Source organism: Gracilibacillus sp. JCM 18860 (assembly GCF_055395245.1).
The window spans coordinates 1,516,710-1,531,595 of the sequence record NZ_AP043868.1 but is presented as its reverse complement, the minus strand read 5'-3'; the positions used below and the strand labels follow the sequence as shown (position 1 = coordinate 1,531,595).

At 37.3% G+C, this 14,886-nt stretch carries 13 protein-coding genes; 11 read left to right on the top strand and 2 right to left on the bottom strand.

All coding sequences use genetic code 11. From position 1 onward, the window contains the following. Positions 1-297: 297 nt before the first annotated feature. The 9 genes from ACZ5R4_RS07915 (at position 298) to ACZ5R4_RS07875 (ending at position 9,751) form a co-directional block, all read left to right on the top strand. Complete coding sequence (locus ACZ5R4_RS07915) at positions 298-1,317, top strand: Gfo/Idh/MocA family protein (RefSeq protein ID WP_464368300.1); 1,020 nt, start codon at positions 298-300, stop codon at positions 1,315-1,317. Positions 1,318-1,379: 62 nt separating this feature from the next. Continuing rightward, complete coding sequence (locus ACZ5R4_RS07910; protein WP_277678256.1) at positions 1,380-2,714, top strand: ABC transporter substrate-binding protein; 1,335 nt, start codon at positions 1,380-1,382, stop codon at positions 2,712-2,714. Positions 2,715-2,788: 74 nt separating this feature from the next. Next, entirely contained in the window at positions 2,789-3,655 is an 867-nt protein-coding gene (locus ACZ5R4_RS07905) for a carbohydrate ABC transporter permease (RefSeq protein WP_054861536.1), read from the top strand. Then, a complete protein-coding gene (locus tag ACZ5R4_RS07900; RefSeq protein ID WP_109985589.1) occupies positions 3,652-4,536 on the top strand; it encodes a carbohydrate ABC transporter permease in 885 nt (294 codons plus the stop codon). The genes ACZ5R4_RS07905 and ACZ5R4_RS07900 overlap by 4 nt, the downstream gene beginning before the upstream one ends. Before the next feature lie 102 nt (positions 4,537-4,638). Further along, the gene (locus ACZ5R4_RS07895; RefSeq protein ID WP_109985588.1) at positions 4,639-5,469 is read left to right on the top strand and encodes a sugar phosphate isomerase/epimerase family protein; all 831 of its coding nucleotides are present in this window, start codon (positions 4,639-4,641) and stop codon (positions 5,467-5,469) included. Next, positions 5,463-6,476: a Gfo/Idh/MocA family protein gene (locus ACZ5R4_RS07890; RefSeq protein WP_054861538.1), complete on the top strand. Its 1,014-nt coding sequence runs from the start codon at positions 5,463-5,465 to the stop codon at positions 6,474-6,476. The genes ACZ5R4_RS07895 and ACZ5R4_RS07890 overlap by 7 nt, the downstream gene beginning before the upstream one ends. Positions 6,477-6,665: 189 nt before the next feature. Continuing rightward, on the top strand, positions 6,666-7,589 hold the full coding sequence (locus ACZ5R4_RS07885) for an AraC family transcriptional regulator (RefSeq protein ID WP_181397669.1): 924 nt from the start codon (positions 6,666-6,668) through the stop codon (positions 7,587-7,589). Between the two features lie 25 nt (positions 7,590-7,614). Then, a complete protein-coding gene (locus ACZ5R4_RS07880) occupies positions 7,615-8,988 on the top strand; it encodes a sulfatase family protein (RefSeq protein ID WP_181397668.1) in 1,374 nt (457 codons plus the stop codon). Between the two features lie 148 nt (positions 8,989-9,136). Further along, the gene (locus ACZ5R4_RS07875) at positions 9,137-9,751 is read left to right on the top strand and encodes a YesL family protein (RefSeq protein ID WP_464368299.1); all 615 of its coding nucleotides are present in this window, start codon (positions 9,137-9,139) and stop codon (positions 9,749-9,751) included. Positions 9,752-9,868: 117 nt separating this feature from the next. Here ACZ5R4_RS07875 and ACZ5R4_RS07870 read toward each other — a convergent pair whose 3' ends face one another. Continuing rightward, positions 9,869-11,254 carry a sulfatase gene (locus ACZ5R4_RS07870; protein ID WP_464368298.1) on the bottom strand — a complete coding sequence of 462 codons (1,386 nt, stop codon included), beginning with the start codon at positions 11,252-11,254 and terminating at the stop codon, positions 9,869-9,871. Positions 11,255-11,441: 187 nt separating this feature from the next. Between ACZ5R4_RS07870 and ACZ5R4_RS07865 the strand changes: the two genes are divergently transcribed. Then, entirely contained in the window at positions 11,442-11,942 is a 501-nt protein-coding gene (locus ACZ5R4_RS07865) for a GNAT family N-acetyltransferase (protein WP_109985584.1), read from the top strand. A 4-nt stretch (positions 11,943-11,946) separates the two neighbouring features. On the opposite strand, the gene ACZ5R4_RS07860 is transcribed toward ACZ5R4_RS07865, so the two are convergent. Beyond that, positions 11,947-12,699, bottom strand: coding sequence for a class I SAM-dependent methyltransferase (locus ACZ5R4_RS07860; protein WP_054861543.1), 753 nt, complete (start codon positions 12,697-12,699; stop codon positions 11,947-11,949). A gap of 343 nt (positions 12,700-13,042) precedes the next feature. On the opposite strand from ACZ5R4_RS07860, the gene ACZ5R4_RS07855 reads away from it, so the two are divergent. Continuing rightward, positions 13,043-14,602: an FMN-binding glutamate synthase family protein gene (locus ACZ5R4_RS07855; RefSeq protein WP_464368297.1), complete on the top strand. Its 1,560-nt coding sequence runs from the start codon at positions 13,043-13,045 to the stop codon at positions 14,600-14,602. The last annotated feature ends 284 nt before the right edge of the window (positions 14,603-14,886 follow it).

Genomic DNA, 14,886 nt, shown 5'->3' with positions numbered 1-14,886 from the left:
CAATGATTTGTTCTTTTTTTCACATTTAAGATACATACAATCACTTATGATTAGTGAATTCCCTTTATGGCGTAAATGAACAAGAAAAAAACTTGATCACAAAAAGGAAATATAGTCAACAGGGTAAAGGCTACACTGTATAATTAGCATGCACTATTTCTCTAACATAACTATTTTCCCATTTCTCCTTTAGAAAAATTGGCTTAAATAGCTATGATTGCGTCTCCAAGTTGCTTTACTATATAACTAACCAATTGGTTGTTAGTATTTCAATGGTTTGATGAAAGGTGGGGCGTTATGCTAAAGGTTGCTGTTGTAGGAGTTAACAAAATCGGGAAGCTTCATTGCCAATTTTATCATCAACATAATGACACTGAGCTCGTAGCCGTTTGTGATTTGATTAAGAATCGTGCACAGCAAATGGCAGAAACGTATCATACAGCATGTTATACGGATCTAGAAAAAATGCTTGAAACTGAGGAAATTGATATTGTAAGTATCGCGACTGCAGGGGTAGAAAACGGTAGTCATCATTTTAAGCCGGCTATGACTGCAATTAAAGCAGGAAAAGATGTGTTAGTGGAAAAGCCAATATCTAATAGTATCGAGGAAGCACGTGAAATGGTGCAATTTGCAACACATCAAAATGTACGTTTTGTATGTAATTTAAACCATCGATTTGTCCCTATAGCCAGTAAAGGAAAGAATTTAATCGACAATGGTAGTCTAGGAGCTTTATTATTTCTTAATATGAAGTTAACGATCCAAAATCCAAAGGACATGACAGAGTGGTTCCATATGAGGGCATTGCATCCACATTCGATTGATGTTATGCGTTACTTTGGAGGAGAAATACGTCGTGTACAATCTTTTATGACAAAAGCTCCCGAGAGAAACACATGGTCTACTGTTTCGATAAATATGGAATTTGCTTCAGGAGCAGTTGGTCATCTAACGGGAAGCTATGACATGTCTAGAATTCATCCGATTGAATATTGCGAAGTTGGTGGAACGAAAGGTCGTTTTGAAATAGACAATGTGTTCGAACGATTACTGTTTTTTCCACATAACAGAGATGAGATACTTATGGAACATAATTCTATTTTTTCAGATATTGGAAGCTTCCATGATACCTTTCTGTATCGTTTTGCTGATTTTATCCAACAGGTAAAAAAAGGTGTGCCACCTGCTGAAATGAATGCCTCTAGCCATGATGCTCTTGCTGTACAGGAAGTGATTGAAGCCGCTATTCAATCTCAAAAAAATGGTGGGGAAGTAGTGGATATTTCAAATGTCCAAGGAAAATCAAATGTTTAACTCGCAAAATGTAAGCGATTACACGATTCGACAAAAACTATTTTATAAAAGGAAGTGAAAACATGGGGCGTGTAAATTATCTTACGGTAATAGTTTGGTTTTTACTATCTTCGTTTCTTCTTTTCGGGTGTAGTAGCTCAAATGAAGAAATAACAACTGATGAAAAAGGGAGCACAGAAGGTGAGGCAAGTAATGAAGAAATGACAGAAATTACATTGTTAATGGGAGAGGCAGATGATACGGAAGGTTTTAGAGCGGTAATGGAGGCGATGGAAGAGGATATTGGGATCAAAACAAAAATTGAATTACGTCCAGGAGGACCAGAAGGAGAAAATATTGTAAAGACTCGTCTCGCCACTGGGGAAATGTCGGATATTTTATTATTTAATTCTGGATCATTGTTAATGGCATTAAATCCGGAAAAATATTTTGTCGATTTGTCGGATGAGCCATTCGTTGACAAAATAATGGATTCTTATAAAGAGGTAGTGAGTGAAGAAGGAAAAATATACGGTATTCCAGAAGGATCGAGTCAAGTAGGAGGCTGGTTATATAACAAGCGTGTCTATGAGGAACTAGACTTAGAGGTTCCGAAAACATGGGATGAATTAATGGAGAATAATGAAAAAATTAAGGAAGCTGGTAAAGTACCTGTCATCGGTACCCATGGTGAAATTTGGACTTCTCAATTACCGATTCTTGCTGATTTCTACAATGTGCAAGCAGAGGTGCCAAATTTTGCAGAGGAATACACTGCTGGAAAGGCGAAATTTTCTAATACTCCAGAAGCTCAAAGAGGATTTGAAAGAATACAGGAATTATATGAGCGCGGTTTTATGAATGAGGATTACACTGTTGCAGAATATGGTCAAGGTAGACAAATGTTGGCGGAGGGGGAAGGAGTTCATTATCCAATGCTAACCCAAGTATTAGAAAATATAAATGAAGATTTCCCTGAGCTAGTAAATGATATTGGTATTTTCCCACAGCCTAGTGATGACCCTAGTATTAATGGGTTTACTGTTTGGATGCCGAATGCATATTTAATTAACAAAGATTCAGAAAAGGTGGAAACAGCAAAAAAATGGATGGACTATTTCCTGTCAGATAAGGCAATAAAGCTTTACGAAGAAAACTCGAAAAGTATTGGACCGTACGTCATAGAGGGTGTTGAGCTTCCAGAGGATTCGTATACTGCGGTAAAAGACGTAGTGCCTTACTTTGAGTCAGGGGATGTCGCACCTGCATTAGAGTTTGTCTCTCCAATCAAAGGGCCGAACTTGCCCCAAATATGCACAGCTGTAGGCACTGGACAAATGACAGCAGAAGAAGCTGCTGAAATGTACGATGATGATGTTGAGAAACAAGCGAAACAATTAGGGATGGAATGGGACTAAGGTAATCATGAAACAGTTATTCCCGTTCTGACTCTAAAGGAATTTTACTTTCTGATAGAAAGGAGCTGACATAGATGAATAGTTCGGCCAAGAAAATGTACCCATTCGTTTTTCTCATTCCTGCCGCACTTGTTTATTGTACTTTCTTCTTGTTTCCAACATTAATGGCGTTCTTCTACAGTATGACATGGTGGACATTAGATGATTGGGAATTTATTGGTTTTGAAAACTTTGTGCAGTTTTTTCAAGAGCCTTCCTTAAGAATTGGGTTCCGTAATACATTGATTTATGCTTTCACGACAATGGGCGGAAAGGTGATACTTGGTTTATTCCTTGCAGTATTCCTATGTTCAAAAATAAAGAATAAAGATTTTCTTCGTTCTATTGTATTCTTCCCTGCATTGTTAAGTACGATTGCTGTAGGTTTTACTTTTAGCGCATTAATGCACCCAACAGATGGGATTATTAATAAAGCATTATCATTAGTAGGGATAACAGGACCTAATTGGCTCGGAGATGCAAAGATAGCATTATTATCAGTTGCGATGACAGATATATGGAAAGGGGTTGGGATTGCTACTGTTATTTTTATTGCAGGGATTATGGCGATACCAAATCATTATTATGAAGCATTAAAAATAGATGGTGGGAATGCGTTGCAATCGTTTTTTTACATTACCTTACCACTTTCACGACCAGCCTTAAATACTGTAATCATTCTAGCATTAATCGGTGGATTGCGAACCTTTGACTTAGTATGGGCGATGACTGGTGGTGGGCCAGGCTTTAGCTCTGACCTTTTAGCATCGATTGTCTACAAACAGTATGCAAGTGGCTTTTTCGGTCTTGCAACTGCAGGTAATGTCCTATTGTTTTTGTTTGTTGGTTTTATAGCTTTCCCAATCTTCAAACTGCTTAATCGGAAAGAGGTGGACCTATGAGTGGGAAACAAGAAGGGGTTATAGAACAAGCAACTACACGATTAGAAACAAAGAAAAAAGCTTCGAAGAAGTGGTTTTTGTTTGAGACTTTCGCTGTTTTATTTGCTGCTATCTTTTTTGGAATTCCATTTTATTTTGTGATTATTAATTCCTTTAAAAATAGTGCAGATGCAGCGAAATTGAGCCTAGCATGGCCAGAGGCATTTCAATTTTTCGCCAACTATAAGGAAGTATTAACATTAAATGACGGGGTCGTATTGAGGGCATTTTTGAATAGCTCTCTTATTACAATCGCATCGATTATAATCATCATTTTTATTTGCTCGATGGCAGGCTTTGTATTATCACGCAGACAAGGAATGGCAAAAAAACTCAATTACGTGATTCTAATGGGGCTGATGATTCCTCCAACCATTGTTCCTACTATTTGGGTGTTACAACAGTTAGGACTTTTTAAGTCATTTCCAGGCATTATTTTACTAGAATCTGCGTTGCACTTTTCATTTGCTTGTTTATTGTATACGGCCTTTGTTGCTACCATTCCACGAGAACTTGATGAAGCAGCATTGATGGATGGATGTGGGCCATTTCAATTATTCTTTAAGATTATCTTTCCATTATTAAAGCCAGTAACTTCTACGGTTATCGTATTATCTTCCATACAGATTTATAATGACTTTGAAAATATGCTCTATTTCTTTCCAGGTGCGGAAAATGCCACCGTCCAACTAACACTTTATAACTTTACGGGTGTTTATGGAACATCTTATCACTTATTGTTCGCAGACGTATTGTTGATTTCCATCCCACCGTTAATCTTGTTTATTTTCTTCAATAAAAAAATAGTAGATGGAATGACTGCTGGGGCAGTGAAAGGCTAAAAGGGGTGTCGTAAATGACCTAGTGAAAGGCGTAATAAGCTATGCGGGGCCTATTGCCACCTTATATGCTAGGAGTAGTAGTCTAATGAAGGAGGAGAAAAAATGAAATTAGGCGTTAATTCCGTTCTTTTTAGTGGATACGATCTAAAGACAGCCATTCGATACATCAAATTTTGTGGCTATGACGGTATCGAACTATCATCTATTGTAGGCATGGTGGAGCATTTGACAGATACAGCAAGTGATGCAGAACTTGCTGAAATAAGGAAAATGGTAGAAGAGGTTGGACTTGATCTTTATTGTGTCGAGGCTGCAACAAATATACTTGTTGCCGAGAACCGTGAACGAACCAAAAGAGTTTTTGAACGTGCCGCCAAACTGGGAATTCCGATGGTAACAACAGGAAGTGGTGGAAAGTCTGATGATGAAGAAAGCACAGAAGATTCCATCCGAGCGATTGAAGAATTAACACAGGCAGCAAATGATATGGGTATACAATATGCATTAAAATTACACTATGGGCAAAGTATTTACAATACGAAAACAGCTCTTCGGTTGATGGATGAAGTGAAACATTCAGCATTAGGATTGAATTTTGATGCTACCCATGTTGGTCGTGTGGGAGACGATCCAGTCGAAGCATTGGATGTTCTGTCAGATCATATTATTCATTCACATATCCGTGATACCTTTATGGAACAACTACAGATTGCTTCCCCTGAATTTCAAACAGCAGGTAGGGGAACCGTTCCACTAAAAGAAGTGGTGGATAAAATGACGGAGGTCGATTATCAAGGGGCGACAGTATTAGAGATAATTGGAGCAAAGGACTACGAATTACCTGAGATTACGGCGATTGCCGCAGAAAGTAAAGGATACTTACAGCGTTTAATCGAAGAGGCGAAGGAAAAGAGGGGGGAATTCCAGTGTTAAAAGTAGCAGTTGTCGGTGTTGGTAATATCGGAAAAATACATTGTAAATATTATAGTGAAAATCCAGATGTAAAATTGGTTGCGGCATGTGATTTAATCGAAGAGCGTGCACAAGCTATGGCTAATCTGTACGGAATCCAGGCGTATCAAGATATGGCGACAATGCTGAAGGAAGAGGAAATAGATATTATAAGTATTGCTACAGCGGGAGAGGAAAATGGTGGAGATCATTATACTCCTACCGTAATGGCAATAGAAGCAGGAAAAGATGTGCTCGTGGAAAAACCCATTTCCAATAATATCGAAAAAGCTCGCGAAATGGTTCGACTTGCCTCTCAGAAGAATGTTCGCCTAGTAAGTAATTTAAATCATCGTTTCGTTCCAGTAGCTTATAAAGGCAAAGAATTAATCGAAAAAGGTGATTTAGGCACAATACTTTTCGTAAATATGAAACTAACGATCCAAAACCCGAATGAAACAAGTCCATGGTTCCACTTACGGGCACTTCATCCACATTCGATTGATGTGATCCGTTATTTTGCAGGTGATATTAAACGAGTGCAAGCTTTTATGACAAAGGCACCTGGGCGAAATATTTGGTCAACCGCTTCCATTAATCTAGAGTTTGCCTCTGGCGCTGTTGGTCATTTGACTGGTAGTTATGATATGTCTGGTCGTCATCCGATAGAATACTGTGAAGTGGCTGGGAATAAAGGGCGATTTGTTATTGACAATGTCTATGAAAATTTCACGTATTATCCACATGAGAATGAAGAATTACTAGTTTTGCGGAATTCTATCATGACCGGTGTTGGTAGTTTTCAAAAGACATTTAAAAATAGATTAGACCATTTTATCAAGCAAATATTAGATGAAGTAGAACCCGACAATATGGAAGCATCAGGTGTGCATGCACTCGCTAGTCAGGAGGTAATCGAAGCAGCTATTCAATCACAAATGGCAAATGGTAAGGTTATGGAAGTTCCCAAAATAGATAAGGAAATTTAACATAAACCATAGCATGAATTCGTAAGCGTATTCGATTAACGAACAATAAGATTGTCTAAAATCAGTGGGGACGACGAAGCCCCCACTGATAAAGGTCTCCTATTATCAGCGAATAATTAATTATTTTGTGAATTAGCTTGGCAAATTCTAACGAGTAAAAAAATGATTGTGAAAGGAGTGGGATGTGAATTGAGGATAGAAAGCAGTTTGTATATGGAAGAAGAAGAGTTTCCATTCTGGATTGACCATACTGTTCATACAACCCGTAACACACCACCAATACACGCACATGATTTTATTGAGTTAGTTTATGTCACAGAAGGCGAGGCGGAGCATCTTTTTGAAGGGGAGCACTATCCATTATCAAAAGGGGATGTCTTCATCATTAATCCTGGGGAAGTACACACCTATCAAGTCAAACCAAATAGTGAATTAGGGATTGTTAATTGTCTTTTCATGCCTAGCTTATTTAATGAAGCATGGTTACGTGGACTAGGAATATCTGAATCGATGGACTATTTCTATGTACATCCATTTTTAGAAAAATGCGAACGATTCCATCGTTGCTTAAAATTAAGAGGACAAGAGGCAGAAGATATTCGAGCTAAGTTAGAAGAACTTGCAGACGAATTTAAAAGTAAAAGAAAGGGATATTCTCCTTTAATTCGCCTACAACTAGTACAGTTGCTAATTGTATTATCGAGAATCTACGTAAGACAAAACGTTATTACAGAACCATTAAATGTTAAAGCACATGAAAGGAAAATGTTTATACAACGGATTTGCGGTTATTTGGAAAGACATTACGATCAGAAGATAACCATTGCTAGTCTATCTGAACTATTCAATATTAGTACTCGTCATTTGAATCGAACTTTCAAGGCGGAGACAGGAAAGACAGTTATTGAGTTTATTCATCACATTCGGATTACAAGAGCAATGAAATTGTTAACAGAGACGAATGAAAAGGTAATTTGGATTGCGATGGACGTAGGTTATGATGATCCGGCATTTTTCACTCGATTATTTACGAGGAAGGTCGGTTGCTCACCTGGAAAATATCGTGATCAAAGTAATGTAGAAACCTTACAAAGTGATCTGCCAGGCTGTTAATCAATTGTATAGGGAGGATTCTATAATGAAAAAACCGAATGTTATTATGTTTGGTATCGATAGTTTAAGACGTGATTATATGAGTAGTTACGGATATCATCGCTTGACTACACCACACATGGACAAAATTGCAAGTGAAGGAGTGTTATTTGAAAATCATTTCAGTCCGAGTATACCGACTACGCCAGCATATGCTTCTATGCTTACAGGTATGGATTGCTTTGGTACGGATGTTGTGGCGTTAAGACATCAAGGAGGCCTAGGAAATCATGTGAAAACATTACCAGAAATTTTGGCGCAACATGATTATAATACAACATGTATTGGTTTTACCAATAACCCTTCTTCAAGAGGATTTCAAAAATACTTAGAATATGAAGCATGGCAGCCTGACGAAACAGGAAGATGTCCAAAAGCCGAAAATTTGAATGAAGTAGCTATTCCTGAATTAAAGCGGCTGAATAAAGAAGATAAACCATTCTTTTTATTTTTAAGACATATGGATCCTCACTCACCGTATTTGCCACCAAGACCATTTGAACGCATTTTCTATGATGGTGATGAAAAAGATCCAACCAATCAATCGATGGAACCTGTCTATAACTTTAAACCACATGCAGACTTTTTTAAGTCATGGATTCCACAAGGAGTTACCGATCAACGCTATGTATGCGCCCAATACGAAGGCGCTATAGCCTATATGGATGCATGTATTCAGCATATTTTTACTACGGTAGAAGAGTTAGGAATTGAAGAAGAGACATTGATCGTGTTGACATCAGATCACGGTGAGACATTATATGAGCATGAATGCTTTTTTGATCATCATGGCATGTATGACAATTGTTTAATTGTTCCCCTCATTCTTAAGTTCCCTGGACAATTAACGGAAGGAAAACGTATCACAGATACTACGGTGATCCAAGATATAACACCAACTATTTTAGAGTTATTAGGGATTGAAACAGATATTGCTTTTAATGGACAAAGTCTAGCCCGTGCTATAAAAGGGGAGGAATTGGCACCAATAGCAGAGTTTTATATCACGGAATGTACCTGGATGAGAAAGCATGGCTGGCGTACACCAGAATGGAAGCTGATCCAAGCATTGGAGCCAGATTTTCATTTTAAACCAGAAATAGAATTATATCATTTGGTGAAGGATCCTGAGGAAATTCATAATCTAGCTAGTGAAGAACCTGAAATGGTAAACGTTTTACAGCAAAGAATGAAAAATTATATTGCTGAACGTGAAGCAGAGACCGGAAGGGTAAATCCTATCTATACAAATATTCATTATCACGGATTAGAGGAAGGACCACTAAAATCTTCTCAAGAAGCTTATGATAAGTTATATCTTGGTTCGATATCCAATGCACGAAAGATTCAAGCCAAATAAAGAGACTGGGACAATAGGGGAGAATGAGAATCTGAACCAGCTTGACTCTGCCACTTTGCAAAGTAAGCAGAATGCTGTGCACAAATATTAATGTTCGTATTTTTCTTCTTCCTACTCTTTTGTCCCGTTCTCTAAAGGGAGGAAGCTTATGGGGACTTTTGGTATACTTAAAATTCCTGAATGGATAATAAAGTTCACCTATGTTAATCTGTTATGGATTAGTTTTTCTCTAATAGGTTTGTTTCTGTTTGGTTTGATACCAGCTACTATTTCCATGTTTGCGATTTTTCGAAAATGGATCATGGGTGATACAGACATTCCAATACTAAGGAGTTTTTGGTTGTTTTATAAAGAGGATTTTATAAAGAGTAATTTGCTGGGGCTGATTCTGTTTGTTGTTGGAATCACTTTATATATTGATTTTCAATTGCTTCAGCATGCCAGTAATAATGCTTGGATAACGATTATCTCTTACGTAGTTGCCGTGTTAACCTTTATGTATATCTTAACAGCCTTGTACGCATTTCCAGTTTTTGTTCATTATAAAATGTCCGTTATCAGCGTGTTGAAACACTCCTTTTTAACGATGATCGTATCTCCCCTTTCTACATTGATGATAGCTGCTGGAAGTATTATACTATACTTATTGCTCAGGAATTTCTTAGGGCTAGTGGTTATGATAGGACCTAGTCTATTTGCCTTTTTAGTGATGTTTTCTGCATATCAGTCCTTTTCTAATATTTGGCGATTAAAAAACGTTTAAGTAGTGAGAAATGAATATAATAATAGATCATCTAGTCTTAAAGGATTAGATGATGTTTTGTTGGACAGGAGTAATTCCATTCGACGTTTCTTCCTTCGCGTCGAATAGAATACTCGTTTATTTTTGTAAAAGTTTCTCGAGTCTTTTGGAGGAAGGATTCTTTAACCAATCCTCCCAGGTTAGCCCTACATTCCTTAGAATTTCTTCAATTCTTCTATGGAAGGGAAGACCTTCTTGTTCCAGTTGCATTTCCATCGGGTCTTCTTGCCCTTCTAAAATGCTATCGATCCAATTATCTAGTTGTTTCTCTAGTTTGTCTGCAATCTGAGGATGAGAATGTATTAGATTTACTGTTTCTTGTGGATCGTGGTGCAAATCATATAATTCCCTTGGTGGACGAGAGAAGGGGCCACTGTCTCTTGTACGAATCAATTTGAAACGATCATTCCTTACACCTCTTGCTGCTTGCCATGCACATTCACTTAAATAGATAGTGGACTCTGTTCCGTTAGTTTCCCCCAACATAGACGGCCATAAACTTTTACCATCAATGTCTTTTAGTAATGTGGAAGATAAATCAATTGCTTCCAAGATCGTAGGCATCAAGTCGACTTGTTGAACCATTCCTTTTACTCTTCTTCCTTCAGGGATTTGGTTAGGCCATCTTATAATCAATGGAACTTGTACGGTTGTATCATATAGGCCACAATGATCCCAGTAGATGTCATGTTCTGTTAAACTTTCCCCGTGATCACCAAAAATAATAAGCATTGTTTCTTCCTTAATATTCAGTCTCTCTAAATAGTCATCTATTTCCCTTAATTTATCATCTAAGTAGCGTACTTCTGCATCATATAATGCATTGACGTATTCAGCATCTGTGACAGGACCTAATAAGTCAAAATGATGATGTTTAAAAAAAGGATAGGCTAAATGACTATAGGCTGGTTCCATACTCTTGTTTTGTTTATCATAAGGGTCTTTGCTGAAATCATAAAAATTTTTCACATATTCTTTTGGAGGTAAGTATGGAGTATGAGGATCCCAGTAATGAAGGAATAGAAAAAAGTCTTCATCTTTGTGCTCCCTGAGCCAAGGTTTCGCCAGTTCATTTATCGTGGCACCGTCGATCCAACGTCTATTTCCAACACTATTAATATAGTAACGAAATCCTCGTGCAAACCATTCTTTTAATTGGTATAAGTTATCTACAGCACCAGTTGTAAATCCAGATTGGCGTAACATAGTGGGTAGCCATTGTGTAGATTTAGAAAGGATACTTAGTTGTGATCCGTGCGAGACTACTCTTGTTCGCAGTCCTACTTTTCCAGTGAAAATGGATGTATGAGCAACTTCTGTTGGTATATCAGATGCAAATGCTTTTTCAAACAGCACGCCTTCTGAGGCAATTTGATCAAGATAAGGACTTGTTGGTTTACTATATCCATAGCAACCTAATCTGTTTGCTCTGAGAGAATCAAGTGAAATCATGATGATCTTCAAAAAGACAACCCCCTTCTTCTTGTCATGATATCTTCATTCTAGCTAGATTAGATCTTGTTATCGACACGGATCAAGCCATGTTCATGGTCAATTGCGCCAAGATGGCTCTAAATTTTTTAAAGTAATTCTCTCTTGTTGATGATAAAATGAAAAAAGAAAATCTTACTATAGAAAGGAGATAATTCTATTGATAAACATTCAATTAATGAATGAGCAGGATTTTGACTTTTTCACAGATATGTTATACGAGTCGTTTTACATTCCAGAAAATAAGCCTTCCAAGGAAGTGTTATTAACTTCATCCCAGTTGAAAAAATACAGTGAAGGTTGGGGGAGAGAAGGGGATAGAGCCATTATTGCTTATACGAATGAAGGTAATCCTATCGGGGCAGCTTGGTATCGTTTATTTACAAAAGAAAACCAAGGTTACGGCTATATCGATGAACAAACTCCTGAATTAGGTATTGCGATTAGTAGTGAAGGAAGAGGAAAAGGAGTTGGAACCATACTCATGAAAAGTTTAATCAAGTCGGCTAATGATGATGGTTTTTCCTCCTTATCACTAAGTGTCGACCCAGATAATTTAACAGCATTACACTTATATCAAAAATTAGGATTTCAAAAATGCGGTGAGTCTGGGACTTCTTGGACAATGGTTTTAGCCATTAATAGACCCCATCTTAGATGAGCATTTACTGTTTTATACCGATAACTCGCAGCCTTTTATAATCTGCTACCCATTTTCCATCGATATACAACTTATCTTTTACTTCGGCTTCAATACTTTCTAGTGTTTTCACCATCGCTTGTGTATCCATATCTATAAACATATTAGAAGCGAACATTTCGATCCAATTTCTTAAGCCATCCTCACCATGAAGAACGGTAGGTCGATCAAAGTGATGAGCAAATACAACTCGAAATCCTACTTTCTCCATTAGAGCAGAGTATTGACCAATACTAGGAAAATACCATGGGTAACGATCAGAATTCTCACTAACTTTTAAATGTTTTTTCAATTGGTCAGTTATAGTTTGAACATTACCTTGACCACCAAATTCTGCTACAAATCTTCCTCCAGGCTTTAAAGCATGGTGAATGTTGCGAAGGGCTATTTCAGGTTGTTTTACCCAATGAAGGGTAGCATTGGAAAACACAGCATCAAACTCATTGGAATAGTCCAGTTGTAGGATATCTTGTACTTGGAAATGAATATTAGGATATTTTGCTCTTGCTTTGTTGATCATATTTTCCGATTGGTCGACTCCGATGACATTTGTCCCGTATTTCGAGATTCTCTCAGCTAAATCCCCTGTACCACAGCCTAAATCAAGAATATTTTCCCTTTTCCTTGGTGCTAAAAGATCAATGACATCCTCTCCGAATTTTGAGACAAATACATGCTTTTGGTCATATAATGTTGCATTCCAAGAGTCAATCGCCATGAAACCCCTCCCACTTAAAATTATAAATAGTATATAAGTAATAAAAAAAGTTTTCAATCAACTTCCAATCGATAAAGCAATATTTAGCCATTTTGGAAGGAGTTTTGAGTATGTATAGAGAATAAGCTATTTAAGGGGGAAAAACAATAAAAAGTTTTTTCGGGAGGTTCCTTTTATGAATAAACAAGTAAACAGCGTGAACTATAAGTGAATTTTATAATGCTTAGAAAGTTCCCTTCAATGAAACTTGTTTTTGAATAATATAGGATGATCCATCATATGCTATCTTAAAATTGTTTGGTTTCGAAATAGGTACAACTGTTATAAAGGTAGGTTGATTGGATTGAATATCGCGGACATCATGACAATTATTGGTTTTATCTTTGTTACGGTAATATTGCTTGTTCTAATCGTGATGGGAATCTATCTATACCTAATAGACCGATCGCAAAAACAACACCCTGTACTAAGAAATTATCCTGTAATCGGACGTATCCGTTACTTTTCTGAAAAAATTGGACCAGAGCTCAGACAATATTTTTTTAACAATGATAATGAAGGAAAACCTTTCTCGCGTAGGGATTACCAACATATTGTTCGAAAAGCAAAATATAAGCGTGATGTCATTGGTTTTGGATCACAAAGGGACTTTGAGGAAGCGGGTTTCTATATTCGCAATTCATTGTTTCCGAAGCTAACAGAAGAGTTAAAAATGGATCATGATACAAGGGTAGCTACATATCGTTATTTGCTGTTAAAGGATCCCTTGTTTATGGATAGAGAAGAAAAGCTTGAAAAACATGAATCAGAAGCTTATTTATTATCAGAAGAGGATGCAATAGTAATTGGAGAAAAAACGACACATCCCTTCATAGTAAGAGGGCAAATTGGGATGTCTGCTATGAGCTATGGTTCGCTTGGAGAAAAAGCAATTACGGCTTTGTCTGAAGGGCTAGGTATTGCTAAAGGTACATGGATGAATACAGGGGAGGGGGGATTATCTGAATATCATTTAAAAGGTGGGGTTGATATTATTATGCAAATTGGCCCCGGCCTATTCGGTGTTCGAGATAGGGATGGTAACTTTGATTGGGATGAACTACTTGAAAAGAGTAAACTACCTCAAGTTAAAGCATTTGAAGTAAAGCTGGCCCAAGGAGCGAAAACACGTGGTGGTCACATTGATGGAGAAAAAGTAACAGAAGAAATTGCAAGAATTCGTCGTGTTGAGCCATATAAATCTATAGATAGCCCTAATCGTTTTACTGATTTTAGCGATATTCCATCATTGTTTGGATTTATTGATCAAATTCGTCAACATACTGGCAAACCTGTTGGTATGAAGATTGTTGTTGGCAGTCCTGATGAAGCAGATGAATTAGCACGAAGTATCCGCGATTTAGCTACCGGTCCCGACTTTATTACAATTGATGGTGGTGAAGGTGGAACAGGAGCATCCTACCAAGAGTTAGCTGATAGTGTTGGCCTTCCGATTCGGTCTGCATTACCACTAATTGATGAAGCATTAAAAAAATATGAGATACGAGATCAAGTCAAAATCATTGCCTCCGGAAAATTATTTTCTCCTGATCGTGTAGCTATCGCATTAGCAATGGGGGCAGATCTTATAAACATTGCTCGTGGCTTCATGATAACAGTAGGATGTATTCAAACATTAAAATGTGCATCCAATGCATGTCCTGTTGGTGTAGCAACAACAGATCCAGAATTGCAGAAGGCACTCGTCATTGATGAAAAGAAATGGCGAACAGCTAACTATGTTATAACGATGAGAAAAGGACTTTATAGAGTAGCCGCTGCGGCTGGTTTAGATTCTCCAATAAAATTTAATCGCCAGCATGTTGTATATAAGGATGAGAAAGGAAAAATAGAACATTGGTAGAAATAGTATTTAATGAGTTAGTCAAAAATTAGTAACAAAATGGATATCTCAAAGTATGGAAGGCCATTTTGCTCAAGGAATAAGATGAAGATATCCGTTATCAAGGCAATAACAGCCATTTTGCCAGATAATTAAGGTGAAAATGGCTGTTATCCAGTGAATAAACACCATTGTACCGAGGAGATCATAGAAAACTAAACCTACATTGTCCTATTATTTTGGGAGGTGATCCATCCAAAAAAAGTCCATACTCACTCTTTCTAAAAATTCTGTAAACATTGTAA

Bases quoted from the DNA above. Each gene is read 5' to 3' on its own strand.
- ACZ5R4_RS07875 (WP_464368299.1), top strand. From the start codon at position 9,137: ATGGGGACTTTTGGTATACTTAAAATTCCTGAATGGATAATAAAGTTC.
- ACZ5R4_RS07905 (WP_054861536.1), top strand. From the start codon at position 2,789: ATGAATAGTTCGGCCAAGAAAATGTACCCATTCGTTTTTCTCATTCCT.
- ACZ5R4_RS07860 (WP_054861543.1), bottom strand. From the start codon at position 12,699: ATGGCGATTGACTCTTGGAATGCAACATTATATGACCAAAAGCATGTA.
- ACZ5R4_RS07880 (WP_181397668.1), top strand. From the start codon at position 7,615: ATGAAAAAACCGAATGTTATTATGTTTGGTATCGATAGTTTAAGACGT.
- ACZ5R4_RS07910 (WP_277678256.1), top strand. From the start codon at position 1,380: ATGGGGCGTGTAAATTATCTTACGGTAATAGTTTGGTTTTTACTATCT.
- ACZ5R4_RS07915 (WP_464368300.1), top strand. From the start codon at position 298: ATGCTAAAGGTTGCTGTTGTAGGAGTTAACAAAATCGGGAAGCTTCAT.
- ACZ5R4_RS07900 (WP_109985589.1), top strand. From the start codon at position 3,652: ATGAGTGGGAAACAAGAAGGGGTTATAGAACAAGCAACTACACGATTA.
- ACZ5R4_RS07895 (WP_109985588.1), top strand. From the start codon at position 4,639: ATGAAATTAGGCGTTAATTCCGTTCTTTTTAGTGGATACGATCTAAAG.